At 71.1% G+C, this 24123-nt stretch carries 21 protein-coding genes; 13 read left to right on the top strand and 8 right to left on the bottom strand.

Annotation, left to right across the window (positions count from 1 at the left end; all coding sequences use genetic code 11):
• The 3 genes from ACZ6A9_RS07375 to ACZ6A9_RS07365 all read right to left on the bottom strand — a co-directional run bounded on the left by ACZ6A9_RS07375 (position 1) and on the right by ACZ6A9_RS07365 (position 3808).
• The gene (locus ACZ6A9_RS07375) at positions 1-1833 is read right to left on the bottom strand and encodes an HSP90 family protein (protein ID WP_468980099.1); all 1833 of its coding nucleotides are present in this window, start codon (positions 1831-1833) and stop codon (positions 1-3) included.
• 42 nt (positions 1834-1875) lie between these two features.
• Positions 1876-2856, bottom strand: coding sequence for a hypothetical protein (locus tag ACZ6A9_RS07370; protein ID WP_468980097.1), 981 nt, complete (start codon positions 2854-2856; stop codon positions 1876-1878).
• Positions 2857-2986: 130 nt separating this feature from the next.
• Positions 2987-3808, bottom strand: coding sequence for a serine hydrolase domain-containing protein (locus ACZ6A9_RS07365; RefSeq protein ID WP_468980095.1), 822 nt, complete (start codon positions 3806-3808; stop codon positions 2987-2989).
• Positions 3809-4031: 223 nt separating this feature from the next.
• Between ACZ6A9_RS07365 and ACZ6A9_RS07360 the strand changes: the two genes are divergently transcribed.
• Positions 4032-4496, top strand: a complete 465-nt coding sequence (locus ACZ6A9_RS07360; RefSeq protein WP_468980710.1) for a MerR family transcriptional regulator — start codon at positions 4032-4034, stop codon at positions 4494-4496.
• Positions 4493-5509, top strand: a complete 1017-nt coding sequence (locus ACZ6A9_RS07355; RefSeq protein ID WP_468980092.1) for an aldo/keto reductase — start codon at positions 4493-4495, stop codon at positions 5507-5509. Before ACZ6A9_RS07360 ends, ACZ6A9_RS07355 begins: the two co-directional genes overlap by 4 nt.
• Positions 5510-5590: 81 nt before the next feature.
• Here ACZ6A9_RS07355 and ACZ6A9_RS07350 read toward each other — a convergent pair whose 3' ends face one another.
• The 3 genes from ACZ6A9_RS07350 to ACZ6A9_RS07340 form a co-directional block, all read right to left on the bottom strand.
• Complete coding sequence (locus ACZ6A9_RS07350) at positions 5591-6439, bottom strand: DUF4429 domain-containing protein (protein ID WP_468980090.1); 849 nt, start codon at positions 6437-6439, stop codon at positions 5591-5593.
• Positions 6440-6505: 66 nt separating this feature from the next.
• Positions 6506-7723 (bottom strand): alpha/beta hydrolase, encoded by a 1218-nt coding sequence (locus ACZ6A9_RS07345; protein WP_468980086.1) that lies wholly within the window; start codon positions 7721-7723, stop codon positions 6506-6508.
• 54 nt (positions 7724-7777) lie between these two features.
• Complete coding sequence (locus ACZ6A9_RS07340) at positions 7778-8467, bottom strand: TetR family transcriptional regulator (RefSeq protein WP_468980081.1); 690 nt, start codon at positions 8465-8467, stop codon at positions 7778-7780.
• Positions 8468-8577: 110 nt separating this feature from the next.
• Between ACZ6A9_RS07340 and ACZ6A9_RS07335 the strand changes: the two genes are divergently transcribed.
• A complete protein-coding gene (locus tag ACZ6A9_RS07335; protein ID WP_468980079.1) occupies positions 8578-10197 on the top strand; it encodes an MFS transporter in 1620 nt (539 codons plus the stop codon).
• Positions 10198-10437: 240 nt separating this feature from the next.
• A complete protein-coding gene (locus ACZ6A9_RS07330; protein WP_468980076.1) occupies positions 10438-10749 on the top strand; it encodes a DUF6223 family protein in 312 nt (103 codons plus the stop codon).
• An 84-nt stretch (positions 10750-10833) separates the two neighbouring features.
• Here the strand turns inward: ACZ6A9_RS07330 and aceE are convergent, their stop codons facing one another.
• A complete protein-coding gene (gene aceE / locus ACZ6A9_RS07325) occupies positions 10834-13581 on the bottom strand; it encodes a pyruvate dehydrogenase (acetyl-transferring), homodimeric type (RefSeq protein ID WP_468980073.1) in 2748 nt (915 codons plus the stop codon).
• 401 nt (positions 13582-13982) lie between these two features.
• On the opposite strand from aceE, the gene ACZ6A9_RS07320 reads away from it, so the two are divergent.
• The 6 genes from ACZ6A9_RS07320 (at position 13983) to ACZ6A9_RS07295 (ending at position 18444) form a co-directional block, all read left to right on the top strand.
• The gene (locus tag ACZ6A9_RS07320; RefSeq protein WP_167530103.1) at positions 13983-14420 is read left to right on the top strand and encodes a DUF3052 domain-containing protein; all 438 of its coding nucleotides are present in this window, start codon (positions 13983-13985) and stop codon (positions 14418-14420) included.
• 108 nt (positions 14421-14528) lie between these two features.
• On the top strand, positions 14529-14987 hold the full coding sequence (locus ACZ6A9_RS07315) for a peroxiredoxin (protein ID WP_468980069.1): 459 nt from the start codon (positions 14529-14531) through the stop codon (positions 14985-14987).
• 112 nt (positions 14988-15099) lie between these two features.
• The gene (locus tag ACZ6A9_RS07310; RefSeq protein ID WP_392035409.1) at positions 15100-15675 is read left to right on the top strand and encodes a TerD family protein; all 576 of its coding nucleotides are present in this window, start codon (positions 15100-15102) and stop codon (positions 15673-15675) included.
• Positions 15676-15806: 131 nt separating this feature from the next.
• Positions 15807-16382 (top strand): TerD family protein, encoded by a 576-nt coding sequence (locus ACZ6A9_RS07305; RefSeq protein WP_189555605.1) that lies wholly within the window; start codon positions 15807-15809, stop codon positions 16380-16382.
• A gap of 48 nt (positions 16383-16430) precedes the next feature.
• On the top strand, positions 16431-17570 hold the full coding sequence (locus tag ACZ6A9_RS07300) for a DUF475 domain-containing protein (protein WP_468980061.1): 1140 nt from the start codon (positions 16431-16433) through the stop codon (positions 17568-17570).
• 136 nt (positions 17571-17706) lie between these two features.
• Positions 17707-18444: a TerD family protein gene (locus ACZ6A9_RS07295; RefSeq protein WP_468980056.1), complete on the top strand. Its 738-nt coding sequence runs from the start codon at positions 17707-17709 to the stop codon at positions 18442-18444.
• Positions 18445-18474: 30 nt separating this feature from the next.
• Here the strand turns inward: ACZ6A9_RS07295 and ACZ6A9_RS07290 are convergent, their stop codons facing one another.
• Positions 18475-19404, bottom strand: a complete 930-nt coding sequence (locus tag ACZ6A9_RS07290; protein WP_468980706.1) for a TerD family protein — start codon at positions 19402-19404, stop codon at positions 18475-18477.
• A 174-nt stretch (positions 19405-19578) separates the two neighbouring features.
• Between ACZ6A9_RS07290 and ACZ6A9_RS07285 the strand changes: the two genes are divergently transcribed.
• From ACZ6A9_RS07285 to ACZ6A9_RS07275, 3 genes are all read left to right on the top strand, one after another.
• Positions 19579-20745 carry an HpcH/HpaI aldolase/citrate lyase family protein gene (locus ACZ6A9_RS07285; RefSeq protein WP_468980053.1) on the top strand — a complete coding sequence of 389 codons (1167 nt, stop codon included), beginning with the start codon at positions 19579-19581 and terminating at the stop codon, positions 20743-20745.
• A gap of 5 nt (positions 20746-20750) precedes the next feature.
• The gene (locus ACZ6A9_RS07280; RefSeq protein WP_468980050.1) at positions 20751-23336 is read left to right on the top strand and encodes a phosphoribosyltransferase; all 2586 of its coding nucleotides are present in this window, start codon (positions 20751-20753) and stop codon (positions 23334-23336) included.
• Positions 23336-24123: HAD family hydrolase (locus ACZ6A9_RS07275; RefSeq protein WP_468980044.1), on the top strand; the 788-nt coding region annotated here is incomplete at its 3' end. The genes ACZ6A9_RS07280 and ACZ6A9_RS07275, both read left to right, overlap by 1 nt.

Genomic DNA, 24123 nt, shown 5'->3' with positions numbered 1-24123 from the left:
TCAGCTGTCCTTGCGGAGGGCGTGGGCGAGAAGGTCGAGGAAGGAACGGTTGATGAGGCTCGACTCGGCGGGCCGGAGCGGACGCCGGGACAGCAGCGCGGCCTGTCCGTAGAGGGCCTCGGCGCTGGTGCGGGCCAGCTCGGGCTCGTCGATGGCGACGGCGGTGCGCACCAGCGGGTTGAGCTGGTTGAGGATCAGCTGGGCCCGCGGTGCCTCCTGGCGCAGGGCGCCCAGGATGTCGCCCCAGACGCCGCCCTCCTGCTCCCGGGCGAGCTGGGAGCGGGTGCGCTCGTGCCGGGCCTCGCGGCTGTCGACCAGCAGGGCGGGTGCGGAGGCGGGCTGGAAGGAGCGCAGCGCGACGTCGCAGTCGAAGACGGCGAGGGCGTCACGGGCCTGGGCGAGATAGGCCGCGGCGGCCAGCTCCGTCTCCCGGTCGACGGGGTCGAGGTGGGCGGTGAGGGTCGCCGGATCGAGGTCGGCGACAGCCGTCTCGGGCCTGATCTCCGGCAGGCGTTGCACCAGTTGGCGGTCGTAGGTGTAGCCGCCGTTGACGACGCCCAGCCCGGCGGCCGAGGCGATCGCCGCGACCTGCCGGAACTCCTCCACGCTGGAGGTGACCAGCACGGTGCGGTGGGTGCGCGAGAACTCGTCGAGGGTGCAGAGCCCGTCGGTGGTCTCGAACGGCAGCCACGGCAGCAGCATCCGCAGGATCTCGTCGTCGTGCACCGCGAGCGACTTCACGGCCAGGTGGTGGACCTGGAGGAAGCGGCCGAGCAGCTCCGGGTCACTGGCGGCGGCCCGGGCGATCCAGGCGCGCAGCCGCTCGGCGAGCGCGTCCCGGACGGCGGCGAGGGTGTCGTCCTCGTAGAGCGACTCGCGGGACGCCGTGGGGCGCAGGCTCTCCGCGTCCACCACGCAGCGCACGAAGAACGCCCACTCGGGCAGGATCTCCTCCGCCTGCTCGGACAGCAGCATGCCCTTGACGTGCACCCGGTGGCCGTGACGCCGCCCGGCGGGCACCGCCTCGGGCAGCACGCACGCGATGCCCCTCAGGCCGACGGCCGGCAGGTCCAGCTCGATCGTGTCCAGCGGCGCGAACCCGAACACCTCCTCGCCATACGCGGCCAGCGCGCGGGAGCGGGCGCCGGGCGTGGGGTACGTACGCTCCCAGGGCGCCGCCTCCGGGTTGACCGGGGCGCCCGCGCCGCCGGTGCCGTCGGAGAAGGTCACCGGGTGACGCAGCAGCGAACCGAAGTGCCGGGCGAGGGCGTGCACCCGCGGGGGCCGGGTCCACTCGCCCGCGTCGGCGCGCGGGGTCAGCGTGACGGTGGTGCCGGGCCGGGGGCGGGCGGAGGCGGGCAGGCTGCGGACGGTGTAGCTGCCGTCGCCGCGGCCCCGCCACTCCACGGCGGGAGCGTCGGGCGTGCGGGCGGAGCGGCTCAGTACGTGTATCTCGTCGGCGACGAGGAAGCAGGACAGCAGGCCGATGCCGAACTGGCCGATGAAGTCACCGCGTTGCTCGGCGATCCTCTCCGCCCGCTTGCTGCTGCGGCCGATCGTGGCGAGGAAGGTGTGCACATCGGCCTCGGTGAGACCGACGCCGTCGTCCTCGACGCGGACCACGGAGCCGTCGGCGTACAGACGGATGCCGAACGACCCCGCGGGGGCGGCCGGTTCGAGGGTGTGCCGGGCGGTCAGCGCGTCCACCGCGTTCTGCAGGAGTTCACGCAGGTAGACGCGGGGACTGGAGTAGAGGTGGTGGGAGAGGAGGTCGACGAGGCCGCGCAGATCCACCTGGAAGGTGCGGTCGGCGCCGGTGCCGGGAGAAGTCATCGGGCGGTTCCGGGGTGAGAGGTTCGGCGGAGAGGTGCGGGCTCAGGCGCGGCGCTGACGGCGGGCGAACTGTTTCTCGGGCTCCGCGAAGTAGGTCCAGGGCCACTCGGTGTAGGCGCCGTCCAGTTCGTGGAACACCTGCCGGCGGACGGTGTTCTCGGAGGCGAGCGAGAGGGCCATGGCGAACATGTTGAAGTCGTGCTGCCAGCCCAGGCGCCGCCGGTAGTCGGGGTGCAGGATGCTGCGCCGGGCGGCCTCGGCCAGCTCCGCGTGGATCTCCGGGGAGTCCAGGCACTCGGAGTCGTCCGACTCCACCCAGTCCTCGATGTGGGCCATCGCGACCACACAGCCGAGCGGATGCCCGTCGGGCGCGCCGGCGAACGCCTCCCGGGCGAACGCCAGGGCCTGCCCCCGCTCACCGCTCCAGCGCGGCTGCAGCTGCGACACCCACTCCAGGTGACTCGACAGGTCCAGCGGGTCACGGCGCAGCGCCGCGTCGAGCCGGGTCTCGTTGACGGCGGGACCCAGCGACATGCCCCGCCCGGAGGTGAGGAGCTGGCGCCACGGCGTGACCCACTCCGGCCGCAGTTCGGCGGCCTCGAACAGGTGCTCCTCGGCGATGTGCAGGCGCTCGCGGAACACCCGCCACTGGTCCTGTGTGACGTTCACCGCCCGGGCGGAGGTGCGTGCCTCCCAGCCCCAGCGGATGTGGCGCGCCCCGGATATCAGCAGCGCCGTCGCACGGTGCTCCTCGTCCTCCTCCACGGCACGGACGATCCACTCCTCCACACCGTCCAGCACGGCCAGTTCACCGAGGACGTCGTGGTCACGGCCGAGGTCGAAGGGGGCCAGCGCTTCCCTGACCGCCTCCCACTCGCCCGCGTCGGCCGCCTCCACCAGCGCGAGCACGCGGGTGTCGCCGAGCGCGCGCAGCGTGTACATCCCGTTCTTCCTGCGCGGAGCCGGAAGGGCGTACGGGCCCGCCGGTCTCTCCTCGCCCCTGCCGAACAGCTTGCCGAACATGCGCGCCCTCCCTGGAACCCCGCGTGATGATCCGGAGCAGCATAAGGCGCCCTCCTGACATCGCATCCACCAGGTTTTCACGAGGACTTCACGACCGGACGGGAGTGGTCTCCGCGGTCCTGCGCGGGGGTCAGCCGCGCAGCTCCGCCAGCACCGCGTCCGTGAAGGGCGGCCACGCCTCGGACGCCCACGGCCCGAAGGCGCGGTCGGCCAGTGCCACGCACGCCGCGCCCGCGTCCGGGTCGATCCACAGGAACGTGCCCGACTGGCCGAAGTGCCCGAAGGTGCGCGGCGACGACGAGGCGCCCGTCCAGTGCGGCGACTTGGCGTCACGGATCTCGAAGCCGAGCCCCCAGTCGTTGGGGTTCTGGTGGCCGTAGCCCGGCAGGACGCCCTTGGTCCCCGGGTACTGCACGGTCATCGCCGCCGCGACCGTGCGCGGGTCCAGCAGCCGCGGTGCCTGCACCTCGGCGGCGAACCGCAGCAGGTCGTCCACCGTGGAGACGCCGTCCTTGGCCGGGGAGCCTTCCAGCGACGTCGCCGTCATCCCCAGCGGCTCCAGCACCGCCTGCCGCAGGTACTCGGCGAACGGGATGTCCGTCGCCTTCGCGACGTGGTCCCCCAGCTGCTCGAACCCCGCGTTGGAGTACAGCCGCCGCTCACCGGGCGCCGAGGTCGTCCGGTGCTCGTCGAAGGCCAGCCCCGAGGTGTGCGCGAGCAGGTGCCGCACCGTCGAGCCGTCCGGGCCCGCCGCCTCGTCCAGCTCGATCGCACCCTCCTCGTACGCCACCAGCACCGCGTACGCGGCGAGCGGCTTGGTGACCGAGGCCAGCGGGAAGCGGTGGCCGGCTGGCCCGTGGGTGCCCAGGACGGTGCCGTCCGCCCGTACGACACCCGCCGCGACGGTGGGAACCGGCCAGTTCTCGATCAGCGCGAGGCTCTTCAGCGACATGCCGTCGAGCCTAAGCGCTCACAGCCTCGGCTCCAGCAAGGGGTCGGGCCGGGGCCCGAAGCCCATGGAGACGCAGCATTTCCTCCGCGTCCTCGGGCGTCGCACGGCGTACAGGCGGTCATACCCACACGGTATTGAGCCACCTGCCGCCGTCTCCGCCCGTTTCCCGCCCGCGCCGCTTGCTTGGAGTGCACTCCAGCGTTCTAGCGTGGGGGCCATGACGGTGACCGGGACGGAGACGACAGGGGCGGGCGCCGACAGCTGCGCGGGGCCGCCGCAGGGCGACCGCCGGCCGGACGGCGAGGACAGGTACACGATCAGCGAGGTCGTCGCCCTCACCGGGCTGACCGCGCACACCCTGCGCTGGTACGAGCGCATCGGGCTGATGCCGCACATCGACCGCTCGCACACCGGCCAGCGGCGCTACAGCAACCGCGACCTCGACTGGCTCGCCCTCGTCGGCAAGCTTCGCCTGACCGGGATGCCGGTCGCGGACATGGTGCGCTACGCGGAGCTGGTCCGCTCCGGCGACGACACCTACAGCGAGCGTTTCGAACTGCTCCGGCGGACCCGCGAGGACGTGCAGTCCCGGATCGCCGAACTCCAGGGCACGCTCGCCGTGCTCGACCGGAAGATCAGCTTCTACGCGGACGCCGGGCGGGCCCTGGCATCGGAGAGGACATCATGAAGGGCGCGAGGATCACGACGGCGACGCTCGGCGAGGGCGGCCCCGAGGTGGGGGTGCAGGGACTCGGCTGCATGGGCATGAGCTTCGCCTACGGCCCCGCGGACGCGGACACCTCCCGCGCGACCCTGGAGCGGGCCCTGGAGCTGGGCGTCACCCTGTACGACACGGCCGACGCCTACGGGGACGGCGACAACGAGCGTTTCCTCGCCCCGTTCGTCAAGGCGCACCGGGACGAGGTGGTCCTCGCCACCAAGTTCGCCCTGGCGATCCCGCCGGACGAACCGGACCGGAGGATCATCCGCAACGACGCCCCCTACGTCCGTCAGGCCGTCGAGGCCAGCCTGAAGCGCCTGGACGTCGACGTGATCGACCTCTACTACATGCACCGGCGCGACGTGGACGTGCCGATCGAGGAGACCGCCGGCGTCATGGCCGAACTGGTGCGCGAGGGCAAGGTCAGGCAGCTGGGCCTGAGCGAGGTCACCGCGGACGAACTGCGCGCCGCGCACGCCGTGCACCCGATCGCTGCCGTGCAGTCGGAGTGGTCGCTGTTCAGCCGGGACATCGAGGCGAAGGTGGTCCCCGCCGCGCGGGAGCTGGGCGTGACCCTGGTCCCCTACTCCCCGCTCGGCCGCGGCTTCCTGACCGGCTCCTTCGCCGACGCCGACCAGGACCTCACCGCCGACGACTTCCGCCGCCGGATGCCCCGCTTCACGGGCGCCAACGCGGCGGCCAACGCGGCCCTGCTGGAGCCGGTCCGTACGGTCGCCGAGGCCCACGGCGCCACACCCGGTCAGATCGCCCTGGCCTGGGTCCACCGGCAGGCCGCCGTCCACGGCCTCCCGGTCGTACCGATCCCGGGCACCCGCAAGCCGGCCCGGGTGGAGGAGAACACGGCGGCGACCCGCATCACCCTGACGGAGGCGGAGCTGGCCCTCCTGGAGCCCCTCGCGTCCCAGGTGTCCGGCACCCGCTACGCGGACATGACGTTCACCTCCGCGGGCAGGGAGTAGGACAGCGCACCCGGGGGCGGGGGATCCGCGCGACCGGCGTCCGACGGCGTGCGGACGACGGACCACCGTCCCCGGGGGACGCTAGAGCTCCGACAGCAACTCCGCCTTCTTGGCGGAGAACTCCTCGTCGGTCACCAGGCCCGCCTGATGGAGTTCCCCCAAGTGCCGGATCCGCTCGGCGATGTCCGCCGGGTCACGCCGCGCGGGCGCCACCGGCACCGGCACCGGCGCACACGCCCGCACCGCGGCCAGCACCGCCCCCGCGAACGGCAGCGACTCGTGCACCGGCCCGTACCCCAGGCCGAACACCACCGCCGCCGGATCCTGATCGGCCTGCCCCGTCGTCCCTGCCCCCGCGTCCCGCCGCAGCAACCGCAGGTGCCCCTCGAAGACCTCGGGCGAGCGCCACTCGACGCCGCTCAGTTCACCTATCGGGAAGCGCTGGTCCCCGGCCTTCCACTTGGCCGACGACGCGCCCGTCCAGAACCACCGGAAGGACACCGCCGTGCCGTCGAAGGTCGCCTTCCCGTCGTACGCCTTGAACCGCAACGGCACCTCGGGCGCGGCCACCAGGTGACGTTCGGCGGGCCCCGACTCGGTGAGCCGCGCGCGCAGTTCGTCGGCGTAGTACTCGGCCAGCGTCTCGCGCTCGGCGGGCAGCACCAGCCGGTAGGGGTCGCTGCTCTCCTTCAACTGCCCGGCGGCCGCCTCCAGGAGCGGATCCGCTCCCGGCCGCAGCTCGGCCCGGAGTACGACGGTTCCGCGCCTGCCGGGCGTGAGGGTCACCCCCTCGATCGCCTCCAGCGGCACCCGCCGCTCCCCGAGTGCCTGGAACAGCTTGGGTGTTCGGATCCCCCGCTCGTAACGGATGAGCACGGAGTCGGACTCGAACTCCCAGGCGGCATGAAATCCAGCCAGTACGTCACCCATGCGGCTCATCGTATGCGGCACGAGCTTCTCCGTCCCCTCCCCACGCATACCGCAGTATCTCCGCTTCTACGCGCGTCCGATAGGTGTCGTACCGGACAAACCCGATCGGCAGGTGCCGTCCCCGTGCGCACAGGACACCGCGCGGTATGCGCCAACACCGATCTCGGCGAAGTTCCGCACACTGTCCGTCCCCGGGACGAAGTACCCGGCGTGGCCCTTCGCCTCCCGGGCCGACAGCACCCGCGCACCGAAGCCGTCGGCGACCGGATCGGCCCCGTGCCCCAGGCCGCCGAGCTCCAGGTACGGCACGTCCTGGATCCAGTCGTCGGCGTCCCGCATCGCCCACACCCGGGCGGTGGTGTCCAGTTCGGAGGCCTTCTCCGCCCGCATGCCGGGGCTGCCGGCCACCGCGATGTCCGCCACCCGCTCCGGCAGGGAGGGCGCGGCGACGCCGCACACCACGGAGCCGTAGCTGTGGCAGAACAGCGAGACCGGCGCCTTCCCCGGCAGTCCGCGCAGCATCGCGTCCAGCCGCTGGGCGCCGTCCTCGGCGCGCATCGCCATGGCCGCGTCCATGCCGAGCCCGCTGGGGGCCGTGTAGTCGGCCCAGGCGATCACGGCGGTGCGGGTCGTGGGGTCGGCGTCGCGCTCCGCCGCGTACAGGGACGTCGCCATGCCGGCGGGGGCCGAGTACCGGCGGTCCGTGCGCTGGAAGGTGAGCAGGTCGGTGTCGGCGCCGGGTACGACGACCGAGACCCGCTCGGCCCGGGGAAGGTCCCCGAGGACCTCGGCGACCCGGCCGGAGCCCGCCGGGTCGAAGGCGAGGATGTGCCGGCCGGGATGCATCAGTGCCTCGAAGCGGTCCAGCCTGCGGGCGGCGTGCCGCTGGCCGGACGCCGTGAGGCGACTGTCGTGCACGCGGTCGAGTTCGACGTCGCGGGCCTCCCCGAGCGCGATGCGGTTGGCGCGGTAGCGCAGCTCGACCGGCGCGCCGTTCATGTTGCCGACCGCCAGCGGGTACCGGTGGGCGAGGTAGGCCCGCTGCCCGTCGGTGAGGGAGGCGAAGAACCGGGCGAGCCGCGCGGGTCCCGCGTCCGGGTCGGGCAGCGGGTGGCCGGCTATCCGGCCCTGCTCCCACGCCCCGAGCGACGCCTGGAGCGGCGCGGGGTGGCGCTGGTGGCGCAGCGCCGTCCAGCCGGTGGTCGCCAGCATCACGAAGACCACCGCGAGCGCGAGCAGCGCGCGCAGGACGTTCGGTCGCGGGGAGGTGTCGAAGGAAGTCACTGAAAGGACACACTAGGAGAACGGGAGTGTCTCGCGTGAATCAAGTGACGGGTATCACGTTTCGGTGCCCCGGTTCGGGGATCCCCCCGTACGCCAGTTGCCCGCGAGCGCCGGACCCAGGTGGTCCAGGCAGGTCCTCATCACGTCCCGCATGGCCTCGGGACTGCAGTCGTCCCCGGTGGACCAGCGCCGCTCCGCCACCCTGACCACCCCGCCGAACGCGGCCACCAGGATCCTGGGCCGGGGGTCGGCGTCCACGTCGAGCCCCTCGCGCTCGGCGACGATGCGCGCCAGCTCCTCCTCCAGCTCCGTCGCGCGGCGCAGATGGGCGGCGAGCAGGGCGGGCGTCGACTCGATCACCCGGTAGACGCGCATGTGCAGTTCCAGCGGGACCAGCTGCTCCACGGCCTCGTTGATGCCGTCCCAGCTGTCCAGCACGGCCCGGCGCAGCACCTCCAGCGGCGTCTCGTGCGGCGGGCGTGCGCGTACGGCCTCGAGGACGCGCGACTCCGCGAGCCGGGTGACGAAGAACGCAGCCTCCTCCTTGCCGGCGAAGTAACGGAAGAACGTGCGCTGTGAGACGTCGACGGCCGCGACGATGTCGTCGACGGTCGTCCCCTCGTACCCGCGCGTGGCGATCAGCTCCAGTGCGGCCCGGACCAGCGCGTCCCTGGTGCGCTGCTTCTTGCGCTCCCGAAGGCCCGGCCGCCGGGGCGTACCCACGGCGTTCTCGGCCGTCTCCATGGCGCCTCCTCGAACTGGTCCCGCGGCTCAGGCGATGAGCGGGTTTCGTGTCAGTGACCGTCCGGTGAATTGGTTTGTCAACTGTCAGTCGCTGACATTAGCTTGCACATATGACTAGTCAGACCACCATCGACAAGGCGGGACCGGGGGACGGGCCTCCGTCCGGCCCGTCCGGCGCGACGCGGGGCGAGGGGTTGCGGGGGCACCCCTGGTTCACCCTCGTGACCGTCGCCGTGGGGGTCATGATGGTGGCCCTGGACGGCACCATCGTGGCCATCGCGAACCCGGCCATCGCCGCGGACCTCGGGGCCACCTGGTCCGATCTCCAGTGGATCACCAACGCGTACTTCCTCGCCCTCGCGGTCTCCCTGATCACCGCGGGCAAGCTCGGTGACCGGTTCGGGCACCGGCAGACCTTCCTCATCGGTGTGGCGGGCTTCGCCGTGTCCTCGGCCGCCATCGGGCTGTCCGAGGGCATCACGATGGTCATCACCTTCCGTGTCTTCCAGGGCCTGTTCGGCGCGCTGCTGATGCCGGCCGCGCTCGGTCTGCTGCGGGCCACCTTCCCGGCCGAGAAGCTCAACATGGCCATCGGTATCTGGGGCATGGTCATCGGTGCCTCCACCGCGGGCGGCCCGATCCTCGGCGGCGTCCTCGTCGAGCACGTCAACTGGGAGTCGGTCTTCTTCATCAACGTGCCGGTCGGCGTCCTCGCCGTCGCCCTCGGCGCGTGGATCCTGCTCGACCACCGCGCGGAGAACGCCCCGCGGTCGTTCGACGTCCTCGGTATCGTCCTGCTGTCCACGGCGATGTTCTGCCTCGTCTGGGCGCTGATCAAGGCACCCGAGTGGGGCTGGGGCGGCATCTGGACGTGGACGTTCATCTCCGTCTCGATCGGCCTCTTCATCGGCTTCGGGGTCTGGCAGTCGCAGGTGCGGGAGCCACTGATCCCGCTGGCGCTGTTCCGGTCCGTCCCGCTGTCCGCGGGTGTGGTGCTGATGGTGCTGATGGCCATCGCCTTCATGGGCGGCCTGTTCTTCGTCACCTTCTACCTGCAGAACGTGCACGGCATGAGCCCCGTCGACGCCGGTCTGCACCTGCTGCCGCTGACCGGCTCGATGATCGTCGGCTCGCCGCTCGCCGGTGTGCTGATCACCAAGGTCGGGCCGCGCATCCCGCTGGCCGGCGGCATGATCCTCACCGCGGTGTCCATGTACGGCATGTCGACGCTGGAGACGGACACCGGCAGCGGTGTCATGTCGCTCTGGTTCGCCCTGCTCGGCCTGGGCCTCGCCCCCGTCATGGTCGGTGCCACCGAGGTCATCGTGGGCAACGCCCCGCTGGAGCTGTCCGGTGTCGCCGGTGGTCTCCAGCAGGCCGCCATGCAGATCGGCGGCAGCCTCGGTACGGCCGTGCTGGGAGCGGTGATGGCGTCCAAGGTCGACAGCGACCTCCCCGGCAACTGGACCGAGGCCGGTCTTCCGCCGCTCGGCGGGGACCAGGCCGACGCGACCGCCGAGGCCGTCCAGTTCGGTATCGCGCCGGTGACCCCGGACATGCCGCGGGAGATCGCCCAGAAGATCACCGAGGTGTCCCACGACACCTTCATGTCGGGCATGAGCCTGGCGTCCCTCACCGCCGCCGGTGTCGCCGTGGTGGCCATCTTCGTCGCCTTCCTCACCAAGCGCGGTGAGAACGCGGAGGCCGGCGCGGGAGTCGGGCACATCTGACGGACCGTTCCGTGACGCGGTTCGCTCATCAGGGTGAACCGACGCGGTGATCCCTCCCCTCGGGGAGGGATCGCAGGTCACAGTGGGTCAAGTCCTCCGCAGGGCACGGAGGGAGTACCGCCGCGGCGCGCTGCCGGAGGGGGGCAGCGCGCGGGCGGCGGCCCGCCTGCCGCGCATACGGGGTGAATTCACCACGGAAGCGGGGGTACCCGCCATGTCAACGAACTCATAAGGGAGTTGATGATGGCGAGCTTCGGACACGGCACGCGCAGGCACCCCCGCACACGTGGCCGGACGGGGTCACGGTCCGGGCCGGATCGCGCGACGCTCGGAATCATCGGAGTCATCTGCGCGGTCGCCGGTTTCTTCGTGCTGGGGATCGTCCTCGGCCCGGCGGCGATCGTCTGCGGATGGCTCGCCATGGGCCGCAGCTGGGCGGGCACCCGCTCGATGCCGGCCCTGGTCGCCGTGGTCCTGGGCGCCATCGACACGCTCCTGGCCATCATCTTCCTGGCCGGAGCGGCGGGTGGTCCGGGCTACGGCATGTTCTGACCCGGAACCGGACGGGCGGAGGGCTCCCGGCGTGTCGCCGGGAGCCCTCCGCCCTGCGCGTTCTCCGCAGGCCCGCCGCGGGCGCTACGCGTCGCCGCCCTCCGGGCCGGGGTCCGCCGCGGCCACGTCCAGCAGCCGGTACCGGTCGATCGCCTGCTTCAGCACGGACCGGTCGAGATGGCCCTCGCGGGCCAGTTCCGTCAGCACCGCCACCACGATCGACTGCGCGTCGATGTGGAAGAACCGCCGGGCCGCCCCGCGCGTGTCCGCGAAGCCGAAACCGTCCGCGCCCAGCGACTGGTACGTCCCCGGCACCCAGCGCGCGATCTGGTCCGGCACCGACCGCATCCAGTCGGACACCGCCACCACCGGCCCCGCCGCCGACGCCAGCTTGCGCGTCACGTAGGGGGTGCGCTGCTCCTCCTCCGGGTGCAGCAGGTTGTGCCGCTCGCAGTCCACCGCCTCGCGCCGCAGCTCGTTCCACGAGGTCGCCGACCAGACGTCCGCCCTGACGTTCCACTCCTCGGCGAGGATCCTCTGCGCCTCGACCGCCCAGGGCACCGCCACCCCGGACGCCAGGATCTGTGCCGGCAGGGAACCCGCCGTACCCTCGCTGAAGCGGTACAGGCCCTTGACGATGCCCTCGGCGTCCACGTTCTCCGGCTCGGCCGGGTGCTGGATCGGCTCGTTGTAGACGGTCAGGTAGTAGAAGACGTCCTCGCCGTGCGGGTGCTGCTCGTCGGAGCCGTACATCCGGCGCAGCCCGTCCTGCACGATGTGCGCGATCTCGTAGCCGAACGCCGGGTCGTACGCGACGCACGCCGGGTTGGTGGACGCCAGCAGCTGCGAGTGGCCGTCCGCGTGCTGGAGACCCTCACCGGTCAGCGTGGTGCGCCCCGCGGTCGCGCCCAGGACGAAACCGCGCGCCAACTGGTCGGCCATCTGCCAGAACTGGTCGCCGGTGCGCTGGAACCCGAACATCGAGTAGAAGACGTACACCGGGATGAGCGGCTCGCCGTGCGTGGCGTACGCCGACCCCGCGGCGATCAGCGAGGCCGTGCAGCCCGCCTCGGAGATGCCGTCGTGCAGCATCTGCCCGTTCGGCGCCTCCTTGTAGGCGAGCAGCAGCTCCCGGTCCACGGACTCGTACTGCTGTCCGAGCGGGTTGTAGATCTTCGCGCTCGGGAAGAAGGAGTCCATGCCGAACGTGCGGTACTCGTCCGGCGCGATCAGCACGAACCGCCTGCCGAGCTCCTTGTCCCGCATGAGGTCCTTCAGGAGCCGGACGAAGGCCATGGTCGTCGCGATGGACTGCTGGCCGGAGCCCTTCTTCACGGTCGCGTACGTCTTGTCCCCGGGCAGCGCCAGCGGCTTCGACCGCACCACGCGCGTCGGCACGTAACCGCCGAGCGACCTGCGGCGGTCGTGCATGTACTGCATCTCCTCCGTGTCCGGCCCCGGGTGGTAGTAGGGCGGCAGACCGGACTCGAGGTCCTTGTCGGCGATCGGCAGGTGCAGCCGGTCCCGGAAGTGCTTGAGGTCGTCGACCGTCAGCTTCTTCATCTGGTGGGTGGCGTTGCGGCCCTCGAAGTTCGGGCCCAGGGTCCAGCCCTTGACCGTCTTCGCGAGGATCACCGTCGGCTGGCCCTTGTGCTCCTGGGCCGCCTTGTACGCGGCGTAGATCTTGCGGTGGTCGTGACCGCCGCGGCCGAGGTGCAGGATCTGGTCGTCGGTCATGTGCTCGACCATGGCGCGCAGCCGGTGGTCGTCACCGAAGAAGTGGTCGCGGATGTACGCGCCCGACTCGGTCGCGTACGTCTGGTACTGGCCGTCCGGCGTGGTGTTCATCCGGTTGACCAGCACACCGTCGCGGTCCTGGGCGAGCAGCGGGTCCCAGGTGCGGTCCCAGACCAGCTTGATCACGTTCCAGCCGGCGCCCCGGAAGACCGACTCCAGCTCCTGGATGATCTTGCCGTTGCCGCGTACCGGGCCGTCGAGCCGCTGGAGGTTGCAGTTGACCACGAAGGTGAGGTTGTCCAGCCCCTCGCGCGCGGCGATGGTCAGCTGGCCCAGCGACTCCGGCTCGTCCATCTCGCCGTCGCCGAGGAACGCCCACACGTGCGACTTCGAGGTGTCCGCGACGCCGCGCGCGTGCATGTAGCGGTTCATCCGCGCCTGGTAGATCGCGCCGATCGGGCCGAGCCCCATCGACACGGTCGGGAACTCCCAGAAGTCCGGCATCGACCGCGGGTGCGGGTAGGACGACAGCGCGTACGGGGCCTTGGACTTCTCCTGCCGGAAGCCGTCCAGGTGCCGCTCGCTCAGCCGGTCCAGCAGGTACGCGCGGGCGTAGATGCCGGGGGAGGCGTGGCCCTGGAAGAAGACCTGGTCGCCGCCGTCCCCCTCGTCCTTGCCGCGGAAGAAGTGGTTGAACCCCACGTCGTACAGCGACGCGGAGGACGCGAACGTGGCGATGTGGCCGCCGACCCCGATGCCCGGCCGCTGCGCGCGGGAGACCATCACGGCGGCGTTCCAGCGCGTCGCGTTGAGGATCTTGCGTTCGATCTCCTCGTTGCCCGGGAAGAACGGCTCGGCCCGGGTCGGGATCGTGTTGACGTAGTCCGTACTGCGCATCTCGGGGACGGCCACGCGCTTGGCGCGGGCGCGCTCGATCAGGCGCAGCATCAGATAGCGGGCCCGCTCCCGGCCGCGCTCGTCGACCGCGGCGTCGAGGGAGTCGAGCCACTCCTGGGTTTCCTCGGGATCGAAGTCAGGAACCTGACTCGGAAGGCCGCCAATGATGATCGGGTTGCGATCGGATGCGGAAGCCACGCTGTTCCTTACCTGTCAGAGGGCCGTGAAAGGGCCGCCGTCTCGCTGCTGCGGCCCGGTGTGCGCCGCTCCCATGGTCCACCTCGGGGCCGTCGGCGTCATCTCTACCGGGAGGTAATCCGCGCCCGCGGCCAGTACGGTGTGTAGGGGGCTCGTCCAATCGAGTCTTCGCACATAGAGACGGTTCCCACAGGGCCAAACGGGGCACATCGGTGTGGTGCGCGTCACAGCGGGCCGCGATGATGTGCCTGAGGTTGCGGTGACCCGCCAGGATCGTCACCGTTTCGGCGGTCCGTACGGCCGGGTACTTGCGCGATCCGTCCCGCCCGTGTGGACTACGGCCAATGCTTCGCGCACGCGCGTGGCTGAGATATTTCCAAGACATGATCAGGAGGCAACCCGTGAGCGCGACCGCGGACCACGCGGAGGAGCGGACGAACCCTGCCGCCAGGCTGGGGTTCCAGCCCGGGCAGGTGGTCCAGGAGATCGGCTACGACGACGACGTCGACCAGGAGCTCCGCGAGGCCATCGAGGGCGTCATCGAGAGCGACCTTGTCGATGAGGACTACGACGACGTGGCCGACGCCGTTGTGTTGTGGTTCCGCGACGACGACGGCGACCTGACGGATGCGCTGGTGGATGCCACCACGTACATCGAAGAGGGCGGCGCGATCCTGCTCCTCACGCCGAAGACCGGCCGTTCGGGCTACGTCGAGCCGAGCGACATCTCGGAGGCCGCCACCACTGCGGGGCTGACGGCGTCCAAGAGCGTCAGCGTCGGAAAGGACTGGAGCGGCAGCCGGCTGGCGACCCCGAAGGCCGCCAAGTCGAAGCGGTGAATCGACGACGGACGGGCCGGCCGCGTCTCGCGGCGGCCCGTCCGTCGGCCTGTCGTACGTCCTGCGTAGGGTGGACGGAGCTACCACCTCGAAGGGATGATCACGACGATGGCGATCCAGGTCGGCGACAAGGCTCCCGATTTTGAACTCAGGGACAACCACGGGGCCACCGTGCGGCTGTCCGGCTTCCGGGGGCACAAGAACGTGGTGGTGCTCTTCTACCCGTTCGCCTTCACCGGCGTGTGCACCGGCGAGCTGTGCGAGATCCGTGACAACCTGCCGCGGTTCGCCGACCGGGACACCCAGGTCCTCGCCGTCTCCAACGACTCCATCCACACCCTGCGCGTCTTCGGCGAGCAGGAGGGCCTGGAGTACCCGCTGCTCAGCGACTTCTGGCCGCACGGCGACGTCTCGCGCGCCTACGGCGTCTTCGACGAGGACAAGGGGTGCGCGGTGCGCGGCACCTTCGTCATCGACAAGGAGGGCGTCGTGCGCTGGAGCGTCGTCAACGCCCTGCCGGACGCCCGTGACCTGAACGAGTACGTGAAGGCGCTCGACACCCTGTGATCGTCCGTTTCCAGGGCCTGCGGGCCCCGGGAACCCCTCACTAGGATCGACTCGTTGATCCGACATCCGACGCACGACGGGGCACCCGCCCCTGGACACCAAGGGAGGACTCGTGGGAGTCAGCCTCAGCAAGGGCGGCAACGTATCGCTGAGCAAGGAAGCGCCGGGCCTGACCGCGGTCATCATCGGACTGGGGTGGGACGTCCGTACGACGACCGGCACCGACTTCGACCTGGACGCCAGCGCCCTGCTGCTGAACAACTCGGGCAAGGTCGGCAGCGACGCCAACTTCGTCTTCTTCAACAACCTCAAGAGCCCGGACGGCTCCGTCGAGCACACCGGTGACAACCTCACCGGTGAGGGCGAGGGCGACGACGAGCAGATCAAGGTCGACCTGGCCGGCGTCCCCGCGGAGATCGAGAAGATCGTCTTCCCGGTCTCCATCTACGACGCCGAGAACCGCCAGCAGTCCTTCGGCCAGGTGCGCAACGCCTTCATCCGCGTCGTCAACCAGGCCGGCGGCGCCGAGATCGCCCGCTACGACCTCTCGGAGGACGCCTCCACCGAGACCGCCATGGTCTTCGGCGAGCTGTACCGGCACGGCGCGGAGTGGAAGTTCCGCGCCATCGGCCAGGGCTACGCCTCGGGCCTGCGCGGCATCGCGCAGGACTTCGGCGTGAACGTCTGACACATCCGCGGGCGGCCACGCCCGAGCACGGCCGCCCGCGCGGCCGCACCGCCCGGCGCCGCACGGTTTACGTGCGGCGCCGGACGCGCAGGACCACCGTGAGAAACACCAACCGGAGGGGGACCAGCATCATGGGCGTCACGCTTGCCAAGGGGGGGAACGTCTCCCTGTCCAAGGCCGCACCGAACCTCACCCAGGTGATGATCGGACTCGGCTGGGACGCGCGCTCCACCACCGGAGCCGACTTCGACCTCGACGCCAGCGCGCTGATCTGCAGCGACGGCCGGGTCATGGGGGACGAGTGGTTCATCTTCTACAACCAGCTCACGAGCCCGGACGGCTCGGTGGAGCACACCGGTGACAACCTCACCGGTGAGGGCGACGGCGACGACGAGTCCCTGCTGGTCGACCTGTCCAGGGTGCCGGTCCGGTGCGACAAGATCGTCTTCCCGGTCTCCATCCACATGGCCGACGAGCGCGGCCAGACGTTCGGCCAGGTCAGCAATGCCTTCATCCGTGTGGTGAACCAGGCCGACGGACAGGAACTGGCCCGCTACGACCTGAGCGAGGACGCCTCCACCGAGACGGCGATGATCTTCGGTGAGCTTTACCGCTATCAGGGCGAGTGGAAGTTCCGTGCAGTGGGGCAGGGGTACGCGTCGGGGCTGCGCGGCATCGCTCTAGACTTCGGAGTCAACGTTTCGTAAAGCCGGTTACGGCAGCGGGGGGACCCGTACACACACCTGGGGTAGCCAGTGGTTCTGAAAACCTTCGGCTGGTCGTTCGCGGTCACCGCGCTCGGCCTGGTCGCAGCGTTCCTCTTCGGGGGGTGGACCGCCTTCGGCATCGTGGCGATCCTCTCGATCCTCGAGATTTCGCTGTCCTTCGACAACGCGGTGGTCAACGCCGGAATCCTGAAGAAGATGAATGCCTTCTGGCAGAAGATCTTCCTCACCATCGGCATTCTGATCGCCGTCTTCGGTATGCGACTGGTCTTCCCCGTCGTGATCGTCGCCGTCAGTGCTCAGCTCGGTCCCATCGAGGCCGTCGACCTCGCGCTCAGTGACAAGGACCGCTACCAGGAGCTCGTCACCGACGCCCACCCGGCGATCGCCGCGTTCGGTGGCATGTTCCTGCTCATGATCTTCCTGGACTTCATCTTCGAGGACCGGGACATCAAGTGGCTCGGCTGGCTGGAGCGCCCGCTGGCCAAGCTCGGCAAGATCGACATGCTGTCGGTCTGCATCGCGCTGATCATCCTGCTGATCTCCGCCGTGACCTTCGCGACCCAGGCCCACCAGCACGGCGGCGCCCACGTCGACAAGGCGAGCACGGTCCTCCTCTCCGGTATCGCCGGTCTGATCACCTACATGGTCGTGGGCGGTCTCTCCGGCTTCTTCGAGGACAAGCTCGAGGAAGAGGAGGAACGCGAGCACGAGGAGGAGGAGAAGGCGGCCCGCGAGGGCAAGCCCCGCTCCGCCGTCGCCCTGGCCGGCAAGGCCGCGTTCTTCATGTTCCTCTACCTCGAGGTGCTGGACGCGTCCTTCTCCTTCGACGGCGTGATCGGCGCCTTCGCCATCACCAACGACATCGTGCTGATGGCGCTCGGCCTGGGCATCGGCGCCATGTACGTCCGTTCGCTCACGGTCTACCTGGTCCGCCAGGGCACCCTGGACGACTACGTCTACCTGGAGCACGGCGCGCACTACGCGATCGGTGCCCTGGCGATGATCCTGCTCGTCACCATCCGGTTCGAGATCAACGAGATCATCACCGGCCTGGTCGGTGTCGTCCTGATCGGCGCCTCCTTCTGGTCGTCGGTGCGCCGCAACAAGCGGATCGCCGCGGTCGAGGGAGAGGAAGCCGTGAAGACCGAAATCTCCTCCGGGGTGTGACGGTCTCCCGGGTGAGGAACGCTCTCGACGGGGCGGCCACCGAGGACCAGTCCTCGGGGCCGCCCCGTCGGCCGCCGGCACACGGGTGTGCCCGGCGGCCGCCGGCGGGGGTCGGACAAGCGGATGTGGGGCGGGAATGGGTTTCCTGGACGGACTGTGGCGCGGACGCGAGAGCGCCTTCGACTCGGGCAACGCGGCCACCAACGCGATCGAGCTGACCAAACGGCACGGACAGGTGTCGCTGACCAAGCAGGGCGCGGCCACCGGTCACCTGCGGATCAACCTGAGCTGGCGGATGCGCACCTCCGACTTCGGCGGCCCCCAGCGGGAGAGCCTGCTGCGCCACCCCTTCAAGGCGCTCAAGCCGCCCGAGGTCGTCGGCCACAGCCAGTCCATGGTCAACGTCGACCTGGACCTGGGCTGTCTCTACGAGCTCCAGGACGGCACCAAGGGCGTCGTGCAGCCCCTCGGCGGCTTCCTCGGGGACGTCAACGCGCCGCCGTACGTCAAGCTCAGCGGAGACGACCGGTTCGGCTCCGCCTCCGGCGAGACGATCTACGTCAACCTGGACCAGCGCGAGAACATCAAGCGCCTGCTGGTCTTCGCCTACATCTACGACCAGACGCCCGCCTTCGACCGCACGCAGGCCGTCGTCACGCTGTACCCGAGCAACGGCCCGCGGATCGAGATCAACCTCGACGAACGCCATCCCCAGGCCCGGTCCTGCGCGGTGGTGATGATCGAGAACGTCAAGAACGAGATGATCGTCCGCCGCGAGGTGAGGTTCGTCTACGGCTTCCAGGGCGAACTGGACCGGCTCTACGGGTGGGGACTGCAGTGGGGCCGCGGCTTCAAGACGAAGGCCGGGCGATGACCGGGCCTCTCCTGCGGGTGCGGACCGGCCCTAACGCCCGATGAACTGCGGTCCCTGCGGGGGCAGCCGGAAGTCCGGGTCGGGGGCGGCGGGGGCCGGTGGCGGGAAGCCGTACCCGGCCTGCCCGCCGGCGGCCGCCGTGGCGGGCGGGTAGCCGTAGGCGGGCGGGCTCGCCGGCCCGGGGTAGCCGTAGGCGGGCTGGGTGGCCGCGGGCTGCTGCGGCGGATAGCCGTAGGCCGGCTGCGCGGGCACGCCCGCCTGCTGCTCGGGCGGCAGCGGCCGGGACACCTCGGGAGCCGGCGGCACGAGCGGGGCATGCGGCCGGGTCAGCGCCTCGGAAGAGGACCGGTCCGGCATCTGCGTGGTGGGCGGCGGCTGCTGGGCGGCACCGTCCGCGTCCAGCTCGCCGGCCGGATCCGGCTCCTCCACCGAGATGCCGAAGTCGGTCGCCAGGCCCTCCAGCCCGTTGGAGTAGCCCTCGCCGAGCGCCCGGAACTTCCAGCCGTCCCCGCGCCGGTACAGCTCACCGCAGATCAGCGCGGTCTCCTGGCCCGTCTCCGGCTTGACGTCGAAGTGCGCCAGCGCGTCGCCGTCGGCGGCCTGGGCGTCGTACAGCAGGATGCGCAGCCCCTGTACGCGGTCGAAGGTGACGCCGTCCGCCGACGCGACGAGGAGAATCCGGCCGACACCGGACTCGACACCGGCCAGATCCGTCTGGATCGTGTCGGTCAGGCCCTCGGCTCCGCGTTTCTTGCCGAGCCGCCAGACCTTCCCGGAAGGGTGCCGGGGCTGGTTGTAGAAGACGAAGTCCTCGTCGGAGCGCACACGGTCGTCGAGGCCGAGGAGCAGCGCGGAGGCGTCGACGTCCGGCACCCCCTGCCCGGGCGACCAGCGCAGCACGGCGCGTACGGTGGTGGCCTCGACAGGGACGTTCGACCCCTTCAGCATCGCGTGCGTCATGTGGGTCATCCTGCCCTCTCCGTCCTGGTCACGACAACGTGGGGGGTTGGGCCCGACACAGTCGGGTTACCTGAAGTTCATGCCCGGCGGGAACTGTCGACATCGAGATCTACGTACTATTACCGGCCACCTTCCGACATTCCACTGATTCCACGGACACCACGGGGGAGTTAAATGCGTCATTTCGGTCACATCGCCCCTGCGGTGCGGAAACGTCTCTTCTACCGGGAGCCCGGTGAGTTCACCCCGGATTCCCCGGCCCGGATGCTCTCCGCCGCCCTCGGCGCCACGCTCTACAGCCCGGCCACCAGACCCCGGCTCGCCGACGACGTCGTCAAGCAGGGCGGACAGGGCGTGGTCTCCATGGTGCTGTGCCTGGAGGACTCCATCGGCGACGCCGACGTGATCGCCGGCGAGGAGAACCTCGTACGCCAGTTCGCCGACCTGGCCGGGCGGAGCGGGGCGGAACCGCCGCTGCTGTTCATCCGCGTCCGCACCCCCGAGCAGATCCCCGACCTCACCCGGCGCCTCGGCCCCGCCGTCCGGCTGCTGTCCGGATTCGTGCTGCCGAAGTTCACCGCCGAACGCGGCCTGCCGTTCATGGAGGCACTGACGCTCGCCGAGGCCGTAAGCGGCCACCGGCTGTTCGCCATGCCGGTCCTGGAGTCCCCCGAGCTGCTCTACCGCGAATCCCGCGTGGAGACCCTGGAGGGCATCTTCCGCGCCGTCGACAAGTACCGCGACCGCGTGCTCGCCCTGCGCCTCGGCGTCACCGACTTCTGCTCCTCCTACGGGCTGCGGCGGGGCCCCGACATGACGGCGTACGACATCCAGGTCGTCGCCTCCGTCATCTCCGACGTGGTGAACATGCTGGGCCGCGCCGACGGCACCGGGTTCACCGTGACCGGGCCCGTCTGGGAGTACTTCCGCGTCCAGGAGCGCATGTTCAAGCCTCTGCTGCGGCAGAGCCCCTTCCACGAGGTCCAGGCCGTCGCCCTGCGCCAGAAGCTCATCGAGCACGCCATGGACGGCCTGCTGCGCGAGATCTCCCTCGACCGGGCCAACGGACTGCTGGGCAAGACCTGCATCCACCCCTCCCACGTCCTGCCCGTTCACGCGCTGTCCGTGGTCAGCCACGAGGAGTACAGCGACGCCCAGGACATCCTGCGGCCGGAACGCGGCGGCGGGGGTGTACTCAGGTCGGCTTACACGAACAAGATGAACGAAGTGAAGCCGCACCGCGCCTGGGCCGAGCGGACACTGCTGCGCGCGGAGGCCTTCGGCGTGGCGAACGAGGACATCGGCTTCGTCGAACTGCTCGCGGCGGGCCTGGCGGACTGACGGGGATGGAGAAGGCTGTGAACGAGGGGACGCACCACCCGGTGCGAGACGGCGCCCCGGCCGGTGAGGACATATGGTCCGGCAGCTGGGTCGCACGGCGGCTCGGGGTGGAGCTGGCCGGCGACGACACGCTGCCCGGGCTGCTGGGACTGGCGCTGCGCCGCAACCCCAAGCGGGCCCACCTGCTCGTGTCCAACGTCCTCGGCAAGCACGTGCCCCAGTCCCCGTCCGTCGTGCGCGGCCACGGGGTGGAGCTCGGCCGCAGGGTGCGGGAACTGCTGGGGGAGTCGGCGCAGGACGCGGTGGTCCTCGGCTACGCGGAGACCGCGACCGGGCTCGGCCACTGCGTCGCCGACGGTCTGGGCGTCGCCCCCTACCTGCACTCCACGCGCCGCCCGGTCGAGGGGACGGCGACGGCGGGGGGCTTCGAGGAGGCCCACTCGCACGCGACGTCCCACCTGCTGCTCCCGGAGGACCCCCGGCTGCTCGCCGGCGAGGGCCCGCTGGTGCTGGTCGACGACGAGTTCTCCACCGGCAACACGGTGCTGAACACCGTCCGTGATCTCCACGCCCGGTACCCGCGGACGCGGTACGCCGTGGTCGCCCTCGTCGACATGCGGTCGCCCGCCGACGCGGGACGGCTGGAGGAGTTCGGCCGCGAGATCGGGGCGCGGATCGACCTGGTGACGGTCGCCTCGGGCACGGTGCGGTTGCCCGACGGCGTCCTGGAGAAGGGGCAGGAACTGGTGGCCCGCCACGAGGCCGCCACGGGGGGCGACCGGCCGGGAGCGGGTGCGTCGGGGCTCGTCGCGCGGTTCCCCGCGCCCCTGGAGGGTGTTGCCGGCGCCGGCGGCTGCGAGGGCGAGGGTGCCGCGGGGTCGGACGACCGGCTGACGCGGGTGGACCTGCGCTGGCCCGCCGGGCTCCCCGACGGGGGACGTCACGGCTTCACCCCCGCGCACCGCGCCCGCCTCGAATCGGCCCTCCCCGGCATGGCCGCCCGCCTCGCCGAGGCCCTCCCCGCCCCCGCGCGCCGCGTCCTGGTCCTCGGCTTCGAGGAGCTGATGTACGCCCCGCTGCGTCTCGCCGGCGAGCTGGAGCGGACCACCCGCGCCGAGGTGCGCTTCTCCACCACCACCCGCTCACCCGTCCTCGCCGTCGACGACCCCGGCTACGCCATACGCACCCGCCTCGTCTTCCCCGCCCACGACGACCCCGCCGACGGCCCCGGCGACCGCTACGCCTACAACGTCGCCGGCGGCGGTTTCGACGCCGTCGTCGCCGTGGTCGACTCGGCCGCCGACACCCCCGCGCTGCACGCCCCCGGCGGACTGCTCGACCGGCTCGCCGCACACACCCCGCACGTCCTCCTCGCGGTCGTACCGTCGTACGTACCCGCCGCCTCCCAGGACGCCCCCGAAAGGCCCGCCACCATGCTGCCCGACCCTCTCAGAGGCCCCGCCTTCTCCTCGTACGCGCCCGAGGAGGTCGGCTGGCTGCTCCAGGACCTCTCGGACGTGACGCTGGAGGCGCCGACCGAGGAGCGCGAGGAGGCCATCCAGAGCGGCGGCGCCCACTACGCCGAGTCGCTGCCCGTGGAGTACCAGCCCAGCGAGCAGTACCAGCGGTTGTTCCACGCGGCCCTCGACGAGTCGGCGGCCCGCCTCGCCCACGCCGTGGGCGTGGTCACCGAGACCGTCCTCGCCGAACGGTCCCCCCGCCCGGTGCTGGTCTCCCTGGCCCGCGCGGGCACCCCCGTGGGGATCCTGATGCGCCGCTGGGCGCACCACCGCCACCAGCTCGACCTGCCGCACTACGCCGTCTCCATCGTGCGCGGCCGCGGCATCGACGCCAACGCGCTGCGCTGGCTGGCCGCCCACCACGACCCCCGGGACGTGGTGTTCGTCGACGGCTGGACCGGCAAGGGTGCCATCACCCGCGAACTCGCCCAGGCCGTCGCGGAGTTCGAGAAGAACGAGGGGGTCACCGGCTTCGACCCGGAGATCGCGGTCCTCGCCGACCCCGGCTCCTGCGTCCGCACGTACGGCACCCGCGAGGACTACCTGATCCCCTCGGCCTGCCTCAACTCGACCGTCTCCGGGCTCATCTCACGCACCGTACTGCGCGCCGACCTGGTCGGCCCGGACGACTTCCACGGCGCCAAGTTCTACCGCGAACTCGCCGGCGCCGACCTGTCGGTGGCCTTCCTCGACGCCGTCTCCGCGCGCTTCCCCGAGGTCACGGACGCGGCCTGCGCCCAGGCCAAGGAACTTCTGGCCACCGACCGCACCCCCACCTGGGAGGGCTGGGCCGCGGTCGAGCGGATCAGCGAGGAGTACGGCATCCACGACGTGAACCTCGTCAAGCCCGGCGTCGGCGAGACCACCCGGGTGCTGCTGCGCCGGGTGCCCTGGAAGGTGCTGGCCCGGGCCGGAGCCGGCCGCGACCTCGACCATGTCCGCCTGCTCGCCGGGCAGCGGGGCGTGCCCGTCGAGGAGGTCGACCGACTCCCGTACACCTGCGTGGGGTTGATCCACCCCCGCTACACCCGGGGCGCGACCGGCGCCGACGGCCGGGCGGTGACCGGCTGATGTCCGTCGTCGTCGCCAGCGATCTCGACCGCACCCTCATCTACTCCGCCGCCGCCCTCGCCCTCACCATGCCCGACGCGCGGGCACCGAGACTGCTGTGCGTGGAGGTCCACGAGAGCAGGCCGCTGTCCTACATGACGGAGACGGCGGCCCAGCTGCTCGCCGACCTCGGCGATGCGGCCCTCTTCGTCCCCACGACGACCCGCACCCGCAAGCAGTACCAGCGCATCAACCTGCCGGGCCCGCAGCCCACCTACGCGATCTGCACCAACGGCGGCCACATCCTCGTCGACGGTGAGCCGGACCGGGACTGGCACGCCCGTGTGCTGGCCCGGCTGGCCGACGAGTGCGCCCCGCTGTCCGAGGTGCAGGAACACCTGCTGCGGACCGCCGACCCGGTGTGGGTGCGCAAGCACCGCGTCGCCGAGGACCTCTTCGCCTACCTGGTCGTGGAGCGCGAACTGCTGCGCGAGGAGTGGGTGAAGGAACTCGCGGCGTGGGCGGAGAACCGCGGCTGGACGGTGTCCCTCCAGGGCCGCAAGATCTACGCCGTGCCGAAGCCGCTCACCAAGAGCGCCGCCCTGCGCGAGGTCGCCCGCCGCACCGGCGCGGACCTCACCCTGGCCGCCGGTGACTCCCTCCTCGACGCCGACCTGCTCCTCGCCGCCGACCGGGGCTGGCGTCCCGGCCACGGAGAGCTCGCCGACGCCGACTGGACGGCCCCCGCGGTCAGGGCCCTGCCCGAGCGGGGCGTCCTGGCCGGGGAGCGCATCCTGCGCGAGCTCCT

Source organism: Streptomyces sp. NPDC041124, from assembly GCF_055592385.1.
The sequence above is the reverse complement of the archived record's forward strand: the minus strand, read 5'-3'. Positions and strand labels throughout refer to the sequence as shown.

What these genes read in the sequence shown, in the direction of transcription:
- ACZ6A9_RS07315 (WP_468980069.1), top strand. Translation starts at nt 14,529, where the DNA reads ATGGCGATCCAGGTCGGCGACAAGGCTCCCGATTTTGAACTCAGGGAC.
- ACZ6A9_RS07280 (WP_468980050.1), top strand. Translation starts at nt 20,751, where the DNA reads ATGGAGAAGGCTGTGAACGAGGGGACGCACCACCCGGTGCGAGACGGC.
- ACZ6A9_RS07355 (WP_468980092.1), top strand. Translation starts at nt 4,493, where the DNA reads ATGAAGGGCGCGAGGATCACGACGGCGACGCTCGGCGAGGGCGGCCCC.
- ACZ6A9_RS07285 (WP_468980053.1), top strand. Translation starts at nt 19,579, where the DNA reads ATGCGTCATTTCGGTCACATCGCCCCTGCGGTGCGGAAACGTCTCTTC.
- ACZ6A9_RS07330 (WP_468980076.1), top strand. Translation starts at nt 10,438, where the DNA reads ATGATGGCGAGCTTCGGACACGGCACGCGCAGGCACCCCCGCACACGT.
- ACZ6A9_RS07370 (WP_468980097.1), bottom strand. Translation starts at nt 2,856, where the DNA reads ATGTTCGGCAAGCTGTTCGGCAGGGGCGAGGAGAGACCGGCGGGCCCG.
- ACZ6A9_RS07290 (WP_468980706.1), bottom strand. Translation starts at nt 19,404, where the DNA reads ATGACGCACGCGATGCTGAAGGGGTCGAACGTCCCTGTCGAGGCCACC.
- ACZ6A9_RS07295 (WP_468980056.1), top strand. Translation starts at nt 17,707, where the DNA reads ATGGGTTTCCTGGACGGACTGTGGCGCGGACGCGAGAGCGCCTTCGAC.
- ACZ6A9_RS07365 (WP_468980095.1), bottom strand. Translation starts at nt 3,808, where the DNA reads ATGTCGCTGAAGAGCCTCGCGCTGATCGAGAACTGGCCGGTTCCCACC.
- ACZ6A9_RS07350 (WP_468980090.1), bottom strand. Translation starts at nt 6,439, where the DNA reads ATGGGTGACGTACTGGCTGGATTTCATGCCGCCTGGGAGTTCGAGTCC.
- ACZ6A9_RS07375 (WP_468980099.1), bottom strand. Translation starts at nt 1,833, where the DNA reads ATGACTTCTCCCGGCACCGGCGCCGACCGCACCTTCCAGGTGGATCTG.
- ACZ6A9_RS07340 (WP_468980081.1), bottom strand. Translation starts at nt 8,467, where the DNA reads ATGGAGACGGCCGAGAACGCCGTGGGTACGCCCCGGCGGCCGGGCCTT.
- ACZ6A9_RS07305 (WP_189555605.1), top strand. Translation starts at nt 15,807, where the DNA reads ATGGGCGTCACGCTTGCCAAGGGGGGGAACGTCTCCCTGTCCAAGGCC.
- ACZ6A9_RS07335 (WP_468980079.1), top strand. Translation starts at nt 8,578, where the DNA reads ATGACTAGTCAGACCACCATCGACAAGGCGGGACCGGGGGACGGGCCT.